The sequence below is a fragment of the Microbacterium sp. C23T genome (assembly GCF_053345975.1).
On record NZ_JBKFBD010000002.1, the window covers coordinates 39,857 to 55,418 of the forward strand.

The 15,562-nt window shown below is 70.7% G+C and carries 15 protein-coding genes and 1 tRNA gene; 14 read left to right on the forward strand and 2 right to left on the reverse strand.

Features of this window, described 5'->3' with window-relative positions; genetic code table 11:
• Positions 1 to 17: 17 nt before the first annotated feature.
• The 5 genes from ACLBXX_RS01255 to ACLBXX_RS01275 all read left to right on the forward strand — a co-directional run bounded on the left by ACLBXX_RS01255 (position 18) and on the right by ACLBXX_RS01275 (position 4,074).
• On the forward strand, positions 18 to 482 hold the full coding sequence (locus ACLBXX_RS01255; protein ID WP_447656484.1) for a hypothetical protein: 465 nt from the start codon (positions 18 to 20) through the stop codon (positions 480 to 482).
• A gap of 101 nt (positions 483 to 583) precedes the next feature.
• Positions 584 to 1,672, forward strand: a complete 1,089-nt coding sequence (locus ACLBXX_RS01260; RefSeq protein ID WP_447656485.1) for a VIT1/CCC1 transporter family protein — start codon at positions 584 to 586, stop codon at positions 1,670 to 1,672.
• Between the two features lie 81 nt (positions 1,673 to 1,753).
• Positions 1,754 to 1,838, forward strand: a tRNA-Leu gene (locus ACLBXX_RS01265).
• A 58-nt stretch (positions 1,839 to 1,896) separates the two neighbouring features.
• A complete protein-coding gene (locus tag ACLBXX_RS01270; RefSeq protein WP_447656486.1) occupies positions 1,897 to 3,192 on the forward strand; it encodes a M20/M25/M40 family metallo-hydrolase in 1,296 nt (431 codons plus the stop codon).
• Between the two features lie 60 nt (positions 3,193 to 3,252).
• A complete protein-coding gene (locus ACLBXX_RS01275; RefSeq protein WP_310290621.1) occupies positions 3,253 to 4,074 on the forward strand; it encodes an undecaprenyl-diphosphate phosphatase in 822 nt (273 codons plus the stop codon).
• Positions 4,075 to 4,113: 39 nt separating this feature from the next.
• Here the strand turns inward: ACLBXX_RS01275 and ACLBXX_RS01280 are convergent, their stop codons facing one another.
• Entirely contained in the window at positions 4,114 to 4,989 is an 876-nt protein-coding gene (locus ACLBXX_RS01280; RefSeq protein ID WP_310290623.1) for a PAC2 family protein, read from the reverse strand.
• A gap of 92 nt (positions 4,990 to 5,081) precedes the next feature.
• Here ACLBXX_RS01280 and ACLBXX_RS01285 point away from each other — a divergent pair, with 92 nt between their 5' ends.
• From ACLBXX_RS01285 to lnt, 9 genes are all read left to right on the forward strand, one after another.
• Positions 5,082 to 5,789 (forward strand): HAD family hydrolase, encoded by a 708-nt coding sequence (locus tag ACLBXX_RS01285; protein WP_447656487.1) that lies wholly within the window; start codon positions 5,082 to 5,084, stop codon positions 5,787 to 5,789.
• Positions 5,786 to 6,814 (forward strand): tRNA (adenine-N1)-methyltransferase, encoded by a 1,029-nt coding sequence (locus ACLBXX_RS01290; RefSeq protein ID WP_447656488.1) that lies wholly within the window; start codon positions 5,786 to 5,788, stop codon positions 6,812 to 6,814. The genes ACLBXX_RS01285 and ACLBXX_RS01290 overlap by 4 nt, the downstream gene beginning before the upstream one ends.
• A gap of 9 nt (positions 6,815 to 6,823) precedes the next feature.
• Complete coding sequence (locus ACLBXX_RS01295; protein ID WP_447656489.1) at positions 6,824 to 7,789, forward strand: FKBP-type peptidyl-prolyl cis-trans isomerase; 966 nt, start codon at positions 6,824 to 6,826, stop codon at positions 7,787 to 7,789.
• A gap of 44 nt (positions 7,790 to 7,833) precedes the next feature.
• Positions 7,834 to 8,829, forward strand: coding sequence for a helix-turn-helix transcriptional regulator (locus ACLBXX_RS01300; RefSeq protein WP_447656490.1), 996 nt, complete (start codon positions 7,834 to 7,836; stop codon positions 8,827 to 8,829).
• The gene (locus ACLBXX_RS01305) at positions 8,826 to 9,788 is read left to right on the forward strand and encodes a helix-turn-helix transcriptional regulator (protein ID WP_447656491.1); all 963 of its coding nucleotides are present in this window, start codon (positions 8,826 to 8,828) and stop codon (positions 9,786 to 9,788) included. The genes ACLBXX_RS01300 and ACLBXX_RS01305 overlap by 4 nt, the downstream gene beginning before the upstream one ends.
• A gap of 67 nt (positions 9,789 to 9,855) precedes the next feature.
• Complete coding sequence (tatA, locus tag ACLBXX_RS01310; RefSeq protein ID WP_116193575.1) at positions 9,856 to 10,101, forward strand: Sec-independent protein translocase subunit TatA; 246 nt, start codon at positions 9,856 to 9,858, stop codon at positions 10,099 to 10,101.
• Positions 10,102 to 10,167: 66 nt separating this feature from the next.
• Positions 10,168 to 10,935, forward strand: a complete 768-nt coding sequence (gene tatC / locus ACLBXX_RS01315; RefSeq protein ID WP_447656602.1) for a twin-arginine translocase subunit TatC — start codon at positions 10,168 to 10,170, stop codon at positions 10,933 to 10,935.
• On the forward strand, positions 10,932 to 13,430 hold the full coding sequence (locus ACLBXX_RS01320) for a DEAD/DEAH box helicase (RefSeq protein ID WP_447656492.1): 2,499 nt from the start codon (positions 10,932 to 10,934) through the stop codon (positions 13,428 to 13,430). Before tatC ends, ACLBXX_RS01320 begins: the two co-directional genes overlap by 4 nt.
• 50 nt (positions 13,431 to 13,480) lie before the next feature.
• The gene (gene lnt, locus ACLBXX_RS01325; protein WP_447656493.1) at positions 13,481 to 15,037 is read left to right on the forward strand and encodes an apolipoprotein N-acyltransferase; all 1,557 of its coding nucleotides are present in this window, start codon (positions 13,481 to 13,483) and stop codon (positions 15,035 to 15,037) included.
• 24 nt (positions 15,038 to 15,061) lie between these two features.
• Here lnt and ACLBXX_RS01330 read toward each other — a convergent pair whose 3' ends face one another.
• Positions 15,062 to 15,445: an RNA polymerase-binding protein RbpA gene (locus ACLBXX_RS01330; protein ID WP_310290648.1), complete on the reverse strand. Its 384-nt coding sequence runs from the start codon at positions 15,443 to 15,445 to the stop codon at positions 15,062 to 15,064.
• Positions 15,446 to 15,562: the final 117 nt, after the last annotated feature.

Below are 15,562 nucleotides of genomic sequence, written 5' to 3' on the forward strand. Positions count from 1 at the left end.
GCGCCTAGACTCCGGGCATGCCCGCGACGTACTCGTTCGTGTCGCGGTGGCGCATGCCCGTGTCGCCTGAGCGCGCATGGGCGGAATTGGAACGGATGCTGCGCCCCGGCGCCGGTCCGCGCTGGTGGCCCGCGCTGACACTGCCGATGCCTCCCCGCCGGATCGTCGCGGGGGAGCGGATGGTGCTCGCCGTCCGGAGTCCGCTCGGCTACTCGCTGCGCGTGCTCCTGGAGCTCCGCGACATCGATCCCGGCCGTGCGATCGGGGCGTCGAGCGAGGGCGACCTCCGAGGGAGCGGCCTCGTGACCGTCGAGGCGGACGGCGACGCAGCATCCGTCATCACGTTCCACTGGGACGTCGAGACCCGGCGGGCGTGGATGAACGCCACCGGCTGGGTGCTGCGGCCGGTCTTCGAGCGCGCTCACGCGTTCGTCATGCGCCGGGGCGAGCTCGGGCTGCGGGGCGCTCTGGCGGGCCGGTGAGGTTCGGAAACCCGAAATGCTGGCAATCCTCGGTTTCGGGCCTGAGGGGCCTCAGGCGATGGCTAGCGTTGACGGGTCCCGCACCCCGACTGGAGGCCCGAGTGAGCACCCCCGCCGCACCGACCGACCGCGATCGACGCCGCTGGGCGCGGTATCTCGTCAACGAGCGTGCCGAGGCGCACGTCTACCGCGAGCTCGCCGGGCGCCGCACGGGGGAGGAGCGCGAGATCCTGCTGGCACTCGCCGAGGCCGAGGGGCGTCACGAGGCGCACTGGCTGCAGCTGCTCGGCAGCGAGCCGGCGCGATTGCCGCGGGCCGACGTCGGCACCCGCATGCTGGGCTGGATGGCCAAGCGCTTCGGCTCGATCTTCGTGCTCGCGCTCGCGCAGAACGCCGAGGCGCGGTCGCCCTACGACGACGAGCCGTTCGCGACGCCCACGATGGCGGCGGACGAGCGGATCCACCACGAGGTCGTGCGCGGGCTCGCCGCCCGCGGACGCCGACGCCTGTCGGGCACGTTCCGCGCCGCGGTCTTCGGTGCGAACGACGGTCTCGTCTCGAACCTCGCGCTCGTGATGGGCATCGGCGCCACCGGCGTCTCGAGCCAGTTCGTGCTCTTCAGCGGCGTCGCGGGCCTGCTCGCGGGCGCGCTGTCGATGGGCGCGGGGGAGTTCGTGTCGGTCCGCTCCCAGCGGGAGCTGCTGGCGGCGACGGAGCCGAGCGACTACGCCGACGGCGCGATCCCGCACCTCGACATCGACGCGAACGAGCTGGCGCTCGTCTACCGGACCCGCGGGATGCCGGAGGCCGAGGCGTCCGCGCGTGCCCGCCGGGTCGTCGAAGCCGCGCACGCGCTCGGTCAGGGACGCACCGACACCGGACCGATCTCGGTCGCCGACCACGAGGAGGTCGTGGGCAGCGCCTGGGCCGCCGCCCTGTCGAGCTTCCTGTTCTTCGCGTCCGGCGCGATCATCCCCGTGCTGCCGTGGATCTTCGGGCTGTCCGGCCTCACCGCGGTCGTCGTGGCGCTGCTGCTGGTGGGGATCGCGCTGATGTCGACCGGTGCGGCCGTCGGCCTGCTTTCGGGTGCCCCGCCGCTCAAGCGTGCCCTGCGCCAGCTCGCGATCGGATTCGGCGCCGCCGCGGTGACGTACATCCTGGGCCTGCTGTTCGGCGTCTCGATGGGATGACGCGCCCGGGCGGCCGTCGATTCGTTGAACGTCCGGTGAGGTGGTAGTGTCATTTCTCGGTTGCGAAACCGAAAACCACCTGCGCGGGTGGCGGAATAGGTAGACGCGCTAGCTTGAGGTGCTAGTGCCCGTATAGGGCGTGGGGGTTCAAGTCCCCCCTCGCGCACAGTGAAGAAGGCCCCCGAAAGGGGGCCTTCTTTCGTCGAGAGGATAGGTTTGTCCGCATGCCCGAAGCCGAACTCCCCGAAGTCGCCGCGATCGCGCGCGATCTGATCCGCTTCGACACGACGAACCACGGCGGCGGCCGCGCCGCCGGCGAGCGGGAGGCCGCGGAGTACGTCGGCGCCTACCTCGAGACGCTGGGCCTGAAGCCCGAGTTCTACGAACCCGTCCCGCGCCGCACCAACGTGATGGCGAGGGTTCCCGGCCGCAACCGCGACAAGCCCGCACTCGTGCTGCACGGCCACCTCGACGTGGTCCCGGCGATCGCCGACGACTGGAGCGTCGATCCCTTCGCGGGCGTCGTGAAGGACGGGATGCTGTGGGGCCGCGGCGCCGTCGACATGAAGGACATGGACGCCATGATCCTGACGTCGGTCGCCGACATCCTCCGCGCCGGCGAGCAGCCAGAGCGCGACCTCGTCCTGGCGTTCTTCGCCGACGAGGAGAACGGCGGCGTCGAGGGATCCGCGCTCGTGGTTCGTGACCGCCCCGACTGGTTCGAGGGTGCCACCGAGGCCATCAGCGAGGTCGGCGGCTACTCCATCCCGATCGGCGACCGCCACGCGTACCTCCTGCAGGTGGGGGAGAAGGCCCTGGTCTGGATCCGCCTCGTCGCACGCGGCCGCGCCGCCCACGGCTCCAAGCTGCACGACGAGAACGCCGTGACGAGGCTCGCCGAGGCCGTCGCGGCTCTCGGGCGCACCGCGTGGCCCGTCACCCTCACCGACACGTCGCGCGAGATGAGCGAGCGGCTCGCCGAGCTGACCGGCCAGTCCGCGGGCGACCCCGACGCCGTCGCGGCGGCCACGGGCGCAGCATCCGGATTCCTCCGCTCGACCCTGCGCACCACCACCAACCCGACCGGTCTCGTGGCCGGCTACAAGCACAACGTGATCCCCGATCGGGCCGAGGCGCTCATCGACGTGCGGACCCTTCCCGGCACCGAGGACGCGACCCTCGCTGACATCCGCCGCATCGTCGGCGACGGCGTCGAGGTCGAGATCGTCCACCAGGACATCGGACTCGAGGTCCCGTTCTCGGGCGACCTCGTCGACGCCATGGTCGCGGCCCTCGGCCGTCACGATCCGGGCGCCCCGGTCGTGCCGTACCTGATGGGTGGCGGCACCGACAACAAGGCGCTCGCGGCGCTCGGGATCGCCGGCTACGGCTTCGCGCCGCTGCGCCTGCCATCCGACCTCGACTTCACCGGCATGTTCCACGGCGTCGACGAGCGCGTCCCGATCGACGCGCTGGTCTTCGGCCAGGCCGTCCTCACCGATCTGCTCCGCACCTACTGACTGATTGATCGACGGATGCCTCGCCCCCGGCATCCGTCACAGCACGGCTGAAAGGCGCCCATGCTTCTCGAAGCGATCATCCTCGGCTTCGTCCAGGGACTGACCGAGTTCCTGCCGATCTCGTCGAGCGCGCACCTGCGCATCCTCGGCGAGTTCCTGCCGTCGGCGCAGGACCCGGGCGCGGCGTTCACCGCGATCACCCAGATCGGCACCGAGGCGGCCGTCGTGGTCTTCTTCTGGCGCGACATCGTACGGATCATCGGACACTGGTTCCGGGCGCTGTTCGGCCGCATCCCGCGCAACGACCCCGACGCGAAGCTCGGCTGGCTGATCATCGTCGGCTCGATCCCGATCGTGGTGCTCGGCCTGCTGTTCCAGGACCAGATCGAGACCGTGCTGCGATCGCTCTGGATCACCGCCGGCATGCTGATCTTCTTCGGCGTGCTGCTCGGCATCGCCGACCACGTCGGCGCCAAGAAGCGCAAGCTGCAGGACATCACCGTGGGTCACGGCGTGATCTACGGCTTCGCGCAGTCGCTCGCCCTGATCCCGGGCGTGTCGCGCTCGGGCGGAACCATCACCGCCGGCCTCTTCATGGGCTACGAGCGGGCCGCCGCCGCGCGCTACGCGTTCCTGCTCGCGATCCCGGCCGTCTTCGGCAGCGGCTTCTTCCAGCTGGTCAAGAGTCTCGACGAGCCCGGCGTGTTCACCCTCGGCGAGACCGCCGTGGCGACGGTGGTCGCGTTCATCGTCGCGCTCGGTGTGATCGCGTTCTTCATGAACTGGATCTCCAAGCACAGCTTCCTGCCGTTCGTGGTCTACCGCGTGGCGGTCGGCTCGCTCCTGCTGGTGCTGCTGAGCATGGGCGTCATCAACCCGTAGCGGGCGCGACCGGTCGCTGAGCCGATCGTCGCAGCGTGCTCAGCGGCGCGGGTCGTCGCGGCCGGGCTTGCTCGGCCCGTCGCCCGGCTTGCCGTCGCTGCGGCGCAGGTACCGCTCGAACTCCTGCGCGATCGCGTCGCCCGAGGCCTCCGGCGAGTCCCAGGTGTCGCGCGTGCGCTCGAGCTGGTGGATGTACTCGGTCATCTCCTCGTCGTCGGCCGCGGCCGCGTCGATGGAGGCCTCCCACGCCGCGGCCTCCGTGGCGAGATCGCCGCGGGGGACAGGAGCACCGGTGAGGTCCTCGAGCCGGTCGAGGAGCGCCAGGGTCGCCTTCGGCGACGGCGTGTGCCCGGCGACGTAATGCGGCACGCTCGCCCACAGGCTCGCGGTCGGGATCCCGGCGCGCTCGGCGGCGTCGCCGAGGACACTGAGGATGCCGACGGGCCCCTCGTAGGTGCTGCGCTCGAGCTCGAGCGCCGTGCGCAGGTTCTCGTTGTCGCTGCCGGAGAAGACCGAGATGGGCCGGGTGTGCGGCACGTCCGACATCATGGAGCCGATCGCGACGAACCCGGTGATGTCCTCGCGGAGGGCGATGTCGATGAACTCCGACGAGAACGCCTGCCATGCGCGGGCAGGCTCCACGCCGGTGAGCAGCCACAGTTGGGTGCCGCGCGTCGCCTGTGCGGGGCGCAGCAGCGTGGCCTCGGGCCAGCGGAGCGTGCGACGGCCGTCGCCGTCCGCGGCGATGTGCGGACGCGTGTACTGGTAGTCGAAGTAGAGCTCGGGATCGACCGAGAACACGGTCTCGTAGGAGCCGCCCTCGCGCAGTTGGGTGATGGCCGAGGACGCGGCTTCGCCCGCGTCGTTCCAGCCGTCGAACGCTGCGACGAGAACACGACGACCCAGTCCGTCCACGAGACCCCCTTCACCCGCATCCGCTGCGGGTTCCTTCCAGGATATGCCCCCGCCCCCACGGAGGGCCGGAGACCCCTCGGTAGGATTGCACGGTGAATGCGCCCCGACTCGCCGCCGTCCTGTGGGACATGGACGGCACCCTCGTCGACACCGAGCCCTATTGGATGGCGGCGGAGACGCCCCTCATCGAGAGCTTCGGCGGGACGTGGTCCCACGAGCAGGCGCTCGGACTGGTCGGCCTCGGCCTCGAGGACTCCGCCCGGATCCTGCAGGGGACCGGCGTGCGCATGAGCACCGACGCGATCATCGACCACCTCACCGAGGACGTCATGCGTCAGCTGTCCGCCACGGGCGTGCCGTTCCGGCCCGGCGCCCGGGAGCTGCTCGCGAGCCTGCGCGAGGCCGGCGTCAAGACCGGACTCGTGACGATGTCGATGCGCCGCATGGCGCAGACGGTCATCGACCTCATCGACTTCGACGCGTTCGACGTGGTCGTCGCCGGCGACGATGCGACACGGCCGAAGCCCTTCCCGGACCCTTACCTGCAGGCGTGCGAGGCGCTGGGCGTCACGCCCGATGAGGTCGTGGCCATCGAGGACTCGCCCAACGGGCTGCGCTCGGCCGTCGCCTCGGGTGTGTCGGTCATCGGCGTGCCGCTCATGGTGTCGCTCACCGGCGCCGGCGCGCACACGCTCTGGGAGAGCCTGGAAGGACGCACGGCCGCCCACGTCGCCGAGTTCCACGCCGCGCACCGCGCCCGCGTCCACGCCCCGCACCCCGCCGAGGAGACCTCCCGATGACCGACGACCAGGAACTCGCCGGCGGGCGCCCCAGCGGCCCCTTCCGCCTCGGCGACCGCGTGCAGCTCACCGGGCCCAAGGGCCGCCTGCACACCATCACGCTGCGCGAAGGCGGCGAGCTGCACACCCACCACGGAGTCCTGCGTCACTCGGAGCTCGTGGGCCAGCCCGACGGGTCCGTCGTCGCGAACAGCGGCGGGCACGAGTACCTGGCGCTGCGCCCGCTGCTCCGGGACTTCGTGATGTCGATGCCGCGCGGCGCGGCCATCGTGTACCCGAAGGACGCCGCACAGATCCTCGCCGAGGCCGACATCTTCCCCGGTGCCACGGTCGTCGAGGCCGGCGTGGGCTCGGGAGCGCTGTCGCTCTGGCTCCTCCGCGCGATCGGCAGCGAGGGGCGGCTCGTGTCCTTCGAGCGCCGCGACGACTTCGCCGCGGTCGCGCGGGCGAACGTCGAGACCTTCACCGGGCACGTGCCGGCGAACTGGGACGTGGTCGTGGGCGACCTCGCCGAAGAGCTGAACGACACCGTGGCCGAGGCATCCGTCGATCGTGTCGTGCTCGACATGCTCGCGCCCTGGGAGTGCATCGATGCCGTGGCCGAGGCGCTCACGCCGGGCGGCGTCGTGGTCTGCTACGTCGCGACGGCGACCCAGCTCAGCCGCGTCGCGGAGTACATCCGCGGGACGGGGCTGTTCACCGAGCCCGACGCGAACGAGACGATGGTGCGCGGCTGGCACGTCGAGGGCCTCGCCGTGCGCCCGGACCACCGCATGGTCGCGCACACCGGCTTCCTCGTGTGGGCGCGACGTCTCGCTCCCGGGGCGATCCCGCCCGAGGTGAAGCGCCGCGCGTCGAAGTCGAGCTACGGCGACGAGGACGTGGAGCTGTGGACTCCCGGCGCCGTCGGCGACCGCCAGATCACCGACAAGAACCTGCGCAAGCGCGTCCGGGAGGCCGAGCGCGCCGCCGAGGGCGCCCGCCAGGCGTCCGGACGGTCCGACGCGCCCGACGAGTCCGCCTAAACTAGCCCGGTGCGCAAGATCCCCGTTGCCCTGGTTGTCCTGGGACTCGTGACCGTCGGCCTGGCCGGATGCTCGCTGCCCGGCGCGTCCGCGTCCGACTGCTCGCGTCCCGAGGTGTCGAACCCCGATGTGATGGACCTCATCACCGTCACCGGCGACACCGAGAACGAGCCGAAGGTCGACCTGTACACGCCCGTGAAGGCGCCGGAGCTCGCTTACGAGGACGTGGTGACGGGTGACGGCACCGCCATCACCTCCGTCAACCAGCCGCTCGTGCTCGATGTGGCGCTGTTCAGCGGCACGACCGGCGAGAAGCTCGCCGCGACCCCGTACGACGGCGACCTGTCGCGGGTGGGCTCTGTCGCGCAGTTCGCCAACTTCCCGGGCTTCGAGGACGCTCTGCATTGCGCCACCGAGGGATCCCGCGTCGCCATCGCGCTGTCGTCCGATGACCTCGCCGACGGCGTCGCCGAACAGGCCGGGCTCGACGACGGAGACGCCCTCGTCGCGGTCATCGACCTCCGCAAGGTGTATCTCGCCGCCGCCGACGGCCAGAACCAGTTCAACAGCGGCTTCGGGCTGCCGAGCGTCGTGCGTGCGCCCGACGGGCGCCCGGGCCTCATCATCCCCGACGGTGCCGCGCCGAGCGACCTGACGATCCAGACGCTCAAGAAGGGCGACGGTGAGAAGGTCACCGGCGACCAGCCGGTGCGCGTCCACTACACGGGCGTGGTGTGGGGCGAGAACGAGCCCTTCGACACGACGTGGGACGGCGAGCCGGCATCGCTCACGCTCGACGGTGTGGTCCCCGGGTTCGCGAAGGCGCTCGAGGGGCAGACTGTCGGCTCGCAGGTGATGGTCGTCGTGCCGCCCGAGCAGGGCTACGGCGACCAGGCGCAGGGCGGCATCCCGGCCGGCTCGACCCTGGTGTTCGTGATCGACATCCTCGGCCTCGACGCGGTGCCGGCGCAGTAGCGGGGGTTCGGCGACGCCGACGCGAGCGGCCATAGGATAGGCGGGTGCCTGCCACTGCCGCCGCGAAGATCCCGCCCGAGGAGCGTCTGGTGAACCTCGTGGTGGCGCTCATCGCGACCGATCAGGGCCTCACGAAAGACACCATCCTGACCTCCGTCGCGGGCTACCGCGAGCAGAGCGAGGCGGGCGCGTCGAAGGATGCGCTCGAGAAGATGTTCGAGCGCGATAAGGAGTCGCTGCGGGGCCTCGGCGTTCCGATCGAGACGATCGGCGACTGGGCCGACCCCGACGACCTCCGCGAGGCGCGGTACCGCGTGCCGAGCGCCGAATACGAGCTGCCGGAGGACATCGAGTTCACACCGGCCGAGCTGGCGCTGCTGACCCTCGCCGGCGGGGTGTGGAGCGAGAGCTCCCTGTCGGACGACGCCCGCAGCGGCCTGCGCAAGATCCGCGCCCTCGGAGACCTGGTCGACGAGCCCATCATCGGCTTCTCGCCGCGCCTGAGCCTGCGCGACCCCGCGTTCCCGGCCCTGCAGCAGGCGATCGAGTCGAGCAAGGTCGTCACCTTCCCCTACCTCAAGCCGGGGGAGGCCGCACCGCGCACGCGGCGGGTGCAGCCGCTCGCCCTCGTCGAGTACGAGGGCCGCTGGCATGTGTTCGGCATCGACCTCGACGTCCGAGAGGACCGCACGTTCCTCCTCGCCCGCATCGTCGGGCCCGTCGCCGTCACCCGGGCGTCGTTCGACCCGGCGCTGCGCGAAGGCGCCGGCGACCGGGCGCTCGCGGGCCTCGACGAGGTCGCCGCGCGCAACTCGGCGCTGCTGGAGGTGAACCCCGGCACCGAGGCGGCGCTCCGCCTCGCGCGCCGCGCGCAGCCGGCCGAGCAGGGGATCCGCGTGCCGTACGTCGACGTGCACATCTTCGCCGACGAGCTCGCCTCCTACGGCCCGGAAGTGCGGGTCGTCGAGCCCGCCGATCTCCGGGATCGCGTCATCGACCGGCTCGCGGCGACCCGCGATCTCCACGGGGGGAACTCATGAGCGTCCGGCGACAGCTCGTCGCGACCGATCGCGCGGCCCTCATGCTCCAGCTCGTTCCGTACCTGATCGGCAAGGGCGAGGTCTCGCTCGCCGAGGCGGCCGACGAGTTCGACGTGTCGGCCGAGCAGATGCGCTCGATGGTCGAGAAGCTCACCGTGATCGGGCTGCCTGGCGACCGCGGGTACTGGCAGATGGCGAACGACCTGTTCGACATCGACTGGGACCTGCTCGACGAGCGCGACCTCATCGTCATCACGAACTCCGTCGGGCTCGAGCGGGCGCCCAAGCTCACGGCGCGCGAGGCGGCCGCCCTCCTCGCGGGTCTGCAGCTGGCGCGGTCGATCCCCGGAGTGGGCGACACCGCCCTGTACGCCGGACTGCTCGCCAAGCTCGCGCGGGGGGCCTCGGGGATCCCTGCCGAGGTGATCCTCGCGACGGAGCCCGTCGACGCCGTGCGCGACCTCGTGTCCGACGCGCTGCGGCGCGGAGTGGCCGTCTCGTTCACGTACAAGGCGCCCGACGCGGCGCCCACGACCCGTACCGTCGACCCGGTGAAGGTGCACATCGCGAGCGGGCAGTGGTATCTGCAGGGCTGGTGCCACCTCCGCGAGGCGATGCGCACGTTCCACCTCGACCGCGTCAGCGACCTCGAGCTCACCGGTATCCCGAGCACGCACGCGGGCGAACAGGCCCCGGATTGGTTCGACACCGATGCGGGCGACGTGGTCGCGCGCATCCGCTTCGCCGAAGACGTGGCGCCACTGCTCGGGGACTACCTCGACCGCGCGTCTCTCGAGACGGCCGACGGCGTCACGGTCGCCACCATGCGCGTCGCCGACGAGCTCAGCCTGCGCCGCCTGGCGGCGCGTCGCGGCGGCCTCGTCGAGGTGTTCGAGCCCGTCGCCGCACGTCGCGCCGTCGCCGAATGGGCCGACGCGGGCTTGGCGCAATACCGGTGAGGGCCGTCATCACCCCTCGGCATCGGGTTACACTGGACCCACATCCGCACCGACAAGGAGATTCCGCATGGGCGCATTCGGATGGCCGCACCTTCTGATCATCCTCGCGGTGATCCTGCTCCTGTTCGGGGCTGCGAAACTGCCGGCTCTGGCCAAGAGCCTCGGTCAGTCCGCCCGGGTCTTCAAGGGCGAGATGAAGGCGATGAAGGAGGACGACTCCACGGCGAAGCCGAAGGCCGAGAACGTGGCGTCGGAGACCCCCAAGGCCGACACCCCCGCGAGCTCGAGCAGCACCGCAGACCCGTCATCCTGACCCACCGTGGTCACCACGGATCCCCCGCGCATCGAGGAGCCTGAGCAGCCTCGGCGCGACAAGCGCATGTCCCTCGGAGGGCACCTGCGCGAGCTGCGCCGGCGATTCTTCATCGCCGCGGCCGGCCTCGTCGTCGGCATGATCGTCGCCTTCCTCATCAGTGGCTGGGTCATCGACCTGCTGTCCCAGCCGATCGTGCAGATCGCGGGCGAGCGCGGCGACCAGTACATCGCGCTCAACTTCACGACCGTGTCGAGCGGTTTCGATCTGCACATGCGGATCGCGTTCGCGATCGGCCTGCTGATCTCGGCGCCGATCTGGCTGTGGCAGATCTGGGCGTTCATCATGCCCGGGCTGACGCGCAAAGAGGTCAGCTACACGGTCGGCTTCCTCGCCGCCGCGATCCCGCTGTTCATCGCCGGACTCTACGTCGGCTGGCTCATCATGCCGCACATGGTCGTCCTCATGGCCAACTTCGTGCCGAACGACCAGGGCATCGCACAGTTCTACGACTACGCCACGTACTACGACTTCGTCTTCAAGCTGCTCCTCGTGATCGGCGTCTCGTTCGTGACACCGGTGTTCCTGGTGGCCCTGAACCTGGCAGGCGTCGTGTCGGGCCGCGGCATCCTCAAGGGCTGGCGCGTGGCCATCATCGTGATCACCGTGTTCGCCGCCGCCGCGACGCCAGCCGCCGACGTCACCTCGATGCTGCTGCTCGCGGGCATCCTGTGCGTGCTCTACTTCGCCGCGGTCGGTCTGTCGATGCTGTTCGACCGCCGCAAGGCCAAGCGCGATCGCGCAGCCGGCCTGCTGCCGCCCGAGGTCTCGTGAGCGAGCCCGCTCCCGCCGAACGTTACGCACGAGCCAGCGCATCGGCACGCCTCGATCGGACGCACCCGATCACGGCCGACTTCGCCGCGTCCCAGCGATTCACGCTCGACCCCTTCCAGATCGAAGGATGCCGCGCCCTCGAAGAGGGCCGCAGCGTCCTGGTGGCCGCGCCCACCGGCGCCGGCAAGACGATCGTCGGCGAGTTCGCGGTGCATCTGGCGATGCGCGAGCCCGGCGACAAGGCGTTCTACACCACGCCGATGAAGGCGCTGTCGAACCAGAAGTTCCGCGAGCTGCAAGAGGTCTACGGCGAGGGCGAGGTCGGACTCCTCACCGGCGACACCAACATCAACGGCAACGCGCGCATCGTCGTCATGACGACCGAAGTGCTGCGCAACATGCTGTACGCCGACTCCCCGGCGCTGCGCGGACTCCGCTACGTGGTCATGGACGAGGTGCACTACCTCGCCGACCGCTTCCGCGGCGCCGTGTGGGAGGAGGTCATCATCCACCTCGCACCCAGCGTGCGGCTGGTCTCGCTGTCGGCCACCGTCTCCAACGCCGAGGAGTTCGGTGACTGGCTCGACACCGTGCGCGGCGACACCGAGGTCATCGTCTCCGAGACCCGCCCGGTACCCCTCGAGCAGCACGTGCTGGTGCGCGGCGACCTGCTGCCGCTCTTCGACGACCGCGCCGGCATCGCGACGGCCCAGGTCAACCAGGAGCTCATGCGCATCCGCTCCTTCAAGGGCCAGAACTTCGAGCGCAATCATCGGGTGCAGGCGGCGAACAGTGCCCGGCAGGCGGGGTACGAGGCATCCCGTCGCCGTCCGAACCGCGGGGGCAAGCGGCCCGTGCGGTCCGCGAACGTGCAGCGGATCGAGCGCCTCGACCGCCCCGACGTCGTCGAGCTGCTCTCGCGCGCCAATCTGCTGCCGGCGATCTTCTTCATCTTCAGCCGGGCGGGCTGCGACGCGGCCGTTCAGCAGGTGCGCCGTGCCGGTGTGCGGCTGACCTCCCAGGACGAGCGCCGCGAGATCCGCGCGGTGATCGAGGAGCGCACCCGCACCCTCCTTGAAGAGGACCTCGCCGTACTGGGGTTCTGGGAGTGGCGCGACAACCTCGAACGCGGCGTCGCCTCGCACCACGCGGGCCTCCTGCCGGCGTTCAAGGAGGTCGTCGAGGAGCTCTTCCAGCGCAAGCTCGTGAAGGTGGTGTTCGCCACCGAGACGCTCGCGCTCGGCATCAACATGCCCGCGCGCACCGTCGTGCTCGAGAAGCTCGAGAAGTTCAACGGCGAGGCCCGCGTCGCCATCACGTCGGGGGAGTACACACAGCTGACCGGCCGTGCCGGCCGCCGCGGCATCGACGTCGAGGGCCACGCGGTCATCCAGTGGACCGAAGGCCTCGACCCGCAGGCGGTGGCCGCCCTCGCCTCGCGTCGCACGTACCCGCTCAACTCGAGCTTCCGGCCGACGTACAACATGGCGGTCAACCTCATCGACCAGTTCGGCCGGGCCAAGGCGCGGGAGATCCTCGAGTCGTCGTTCGCCCAGTTCCAAGCCGACCGTGCGGTCGTCGGGCTCGCCCGGCAGGTCAAGGAGCAGGAGGAGTCGCTCGCCGGCTACGCGAAGGCGATGACGTGCGATCGCGGCGACTTCGCCGAGTACTCCCGCATCCGGCGTGAGCTGAGCGACGTCGAGAAGCTCAACCGCAAGGACGCCAACGCGTCGCGGCGCACGCGCGACGAGCGGCTGCGTCACATCGCGACGCTGCGCAAGCAGATGCAGCGGCATCCGTGCCATCAGTGCCCCGACCGCGAGCACCACGCGCGGTGGGCCGAGCGGTACTGGAAGCTCAAGCGCGAGGTCGACAAGCTGCGCCGCCAGATCGAGACGCGCACCGGCACTGTGGCGCGCATCTTCGACCGCGTCGTCGACGTGCTCGGCGCGCTCGAGTACGTGTCGATCGACGAAGCCGGCGCGACGGCGCTGACGCCTGCCGGCCGCACGATGCGGCGCATCTACGGCGAGCGGGACCTCCTCGTCGCCGAGTCGCTCCGGCGCGGCATCTGGAAGGACCTGGATGCCGCCTCCCTCGCGGCTCTGGCGTGCTCGCTCGTGTACGAGCCGAGGCGCGACGACGGCGGCCCGGGGGAGCGGGGGCTGCCGCGCGGCGCGTTCCGTCCGGCGTTCGAGGCGACGCTGTCGCTGTGGCAGGAGCTCGACGACCTCGAGCAGGAGCACCGGCTCCCCGGCACCGAACCGGTGTCGGCCGGTCTCGCGCAGGCCATGCACACGTGGGCCCGCGGCGGCATGCTCGACCGCGTGCTGATCGAGGCCGATATGGCCGCCGGCGACTTCGTGCGCTGGTCGAAGCAGACCATCGACCTGCTCGACCAGCTGTCGATCGTCGCCGATCAGCCGATCGCGGGAACGGCTCGCAAGGCGCTGGATGCCGTGCGCCGCGGCATCGTCGCGTACTCGGGGGTCTAGCGGCGCCGACGCGGCTCAAGATCGCCGTTCCGCTCGCTTAGGCTGATCCCGTGCCACCTCGCGCGATCTTCCCGCTGTGGGCGGCGGTTCCCCTCTCGGTGCTGGCCGGAGTGCTGTTCGACCTGGCCTTCCCGTCGGTCGCGTGGTGGCCGATGGCGTTCGTGTCGGTGGCTCTGGCGCTCGTCACCCTCATCGGGCGCCGGACGGGCGGAGCGTTCCTGACGGGGCTCGCCTACGGTCTCGCGTTCTATCTGCTCAACGTCGACTTCACCGCCGAGTGGGTGGGGCCGCTTCCGTGGCTCGCGCTCTCGGTCCTCGAATCGCTGTTCGTCGCGGGCGGCGCCGTGCTCATCTCCCTGGCCTATCGCTGGGTGCCGCAGGTCGTTCCCCGCCGCGGGCGGATTCTGCTGACCGCGGTGCTCGTCGCGGGGCTGTGGACCGCGAAGGAGGCGGTGATCGGCGGCTTCCCCTACGGCGGATTCCCCTGGGGGCGCGTCGGCACCTCCCAGGTGAACGGCCCGTTCGCCGAGGTCGTTTCGTGGACCGGCACCGCCGGACTCACCTTCCTCATCGTCGCGCTCGTCGCCGCCGGGGTGGAACTCGTGCGTTCTCCGCGGCGGGCGCGGGGTGGCGGCGTCCGTCCCCTCCTCCCGGTCGCGGTGCTCGCCCTCGTCGCCACCGCGCTCGTGGTCGTCCCCGCGTGGGCGACGACGCCTGCGGGCACGATGCGCGTCGCGAGCGTGCAGGGCAACGGCCCCGCCGGCTACTTCGACGAGCGCGAAGCGGGAGACATCCTCGAATCGCAGTACGAGGCCACGAGGCCGCTCTTCGGAGCCGAAGACGTCGACGTCGTGCTGTGGCCGGAGGGGAGCGTCGACGTCGATCCCGACGCGTCGCCCGTCGTCGCGGCCGCCCTCGACCGCGTGACCCGGCAGTTGGGCGCGCCGCTCATCGCCAACCGCATCGACAAGCGCGGCGAGGAGTACTTCAACATGTCGTTCCTCTGGCGCGAGGGCACGGGGATCGAGCAGACGTACGACAAGCGCAACCCGGTGCCGTTCGGCGAGTACGTGCCCGACCGGGAGTTCTACGCGTCGATCGCACCCGATCTCATCGGGATGATCGGCCGCGACTACACGCCCGGCACGACGCCTCCGGTGTTCGACGTCGACGGCACCGTCGTCGGGCTCGCCATCTGCTTCGACGTCATCTACGACGCCCTCGTGTGGGAGGGTGCTCGCGACGGCGCGCGCGTGTACCTCTTCCAAACCAACAACGCCGACTTCCGGGGCACCGACGAGAACCTGCAGCAGCTCGCCGTCGCCCGGCTGCGCGCGATCGAGACCGGGCGCTCCGTCGTCAACCTGTCGACGGTGGGCACGAGTCAGGTTATCGCGCCAGACGGGTCCACGATCGACGGACTCCCCGCCGACGAACCGGGGCACATGCTCACCGACGTTCCCCTGCGGACGGGTCTCACGCCCGCAGTCGTCATCGGACCGTGGCTGAACGCGCTTGTGGCGTGGGGGAGCGTCATCGTGCTCGCCGGGCTCGGCATCATCGCGCGTCGGCGCTCTCGCGGGCATGCGAAAACGCCGGCCCCGTAGGGCCGGCGTCGCGCGGATCGTGGATCAGGCGCTGAGCTTGTCCACCGTGACGGCCTCGCCGGCGCCGCGGCGGGCGCGGACGTACGCGAGGCGCTCCTCGAGCAGCTCTTCGAGCTCGGGGATGGTGCGGCGCTCCAGGAGCATGTCCCAGTGGCTGCGGGGGACCTTGTCGCCGGAGTGGTCGACGGTCGCGGTGCCGTCGCCCACGCGCAGCAGCGCCTCGGCGCCGCACGTGCGGCACTCCCAGGCCGGCGGAACCTCGGCGTCGGCCGCGAAGGTCAAAGTCGTGTCACGTCCACACGTGGAACATGTGTAGATGTGCTGTGCGCGCTCATGGAACACGACGCCCTCTTCGCTCTGTAGGCTCTGGGCGCCGAGTCGGATGCCGCGCAGACTGCGGTCTGCCATTTTGTGGTCCTCTCGTCGCTGTATAGGTATAACGAAGTGACCTGAGCGGATCATCCGAAGGGGCCCTGTTCATCGACCTTTCACAGTGGATGCACAGCGGAGCGAGTGTCCGTCCAC

Coding starts and splice junctions, on each gene's coding strand:
- ACLBXX_RS01255 (WP_447656484.1), top strand. CDS start 18: ATGCCCGCGACGTACTCGTTCGTGTCGCGGTGGCGCATGCCCGTGTCG.
- ACLBXX_RS01270 (WP_447656486.1), top strand. CDS start 1,897: ATGCCCGAAGCCGAACTCCCCGAAGTCGCCGCGATCGCGCGCGATCTG.
- ACLBXX_RS01275 (WP_310290621.1), top strand. CDS start 3,253: ATGCTTCTCGAAGCGATCATCCTCGGCTTCGTCCAGGGACTGACCGAG.
- ACLBXX_RS01290 (WP_447656488.1), top strand. CDS start 5,786: ATGACCGACGACCAGGAACTCGCCGGCGGGCGCCCCAGCGGCCCCTTC.
- ACLBXX_RS01305 (WP_447656491.1), top strand. CDS start 8,826: ATGAGCGTCCGGCGACAGCTCGTCGCGACCGATCGCGCGGCCCTCATG.
- tatA (WP_116193575.1), top strand. CDS start 9,856: ATGGGCGCATTCGGATGGCCGCACCTTCTGATCATCCTCGCGGTGATC.
- tatC (WP_447656602.1), top strand. CDS start 10,168: ATGTCCCTCGGAGGGCACCTGCGCGAGCTGCGCCGGCGATTCTTCATC.
- ACLBXX_RS01330 (WP_310290648.1), bottom strand. CDS start 15,445: ATGGCAGACCGCAGTCTGCGCGGCATCCGACTCGGCGCCCAGAGCCTA.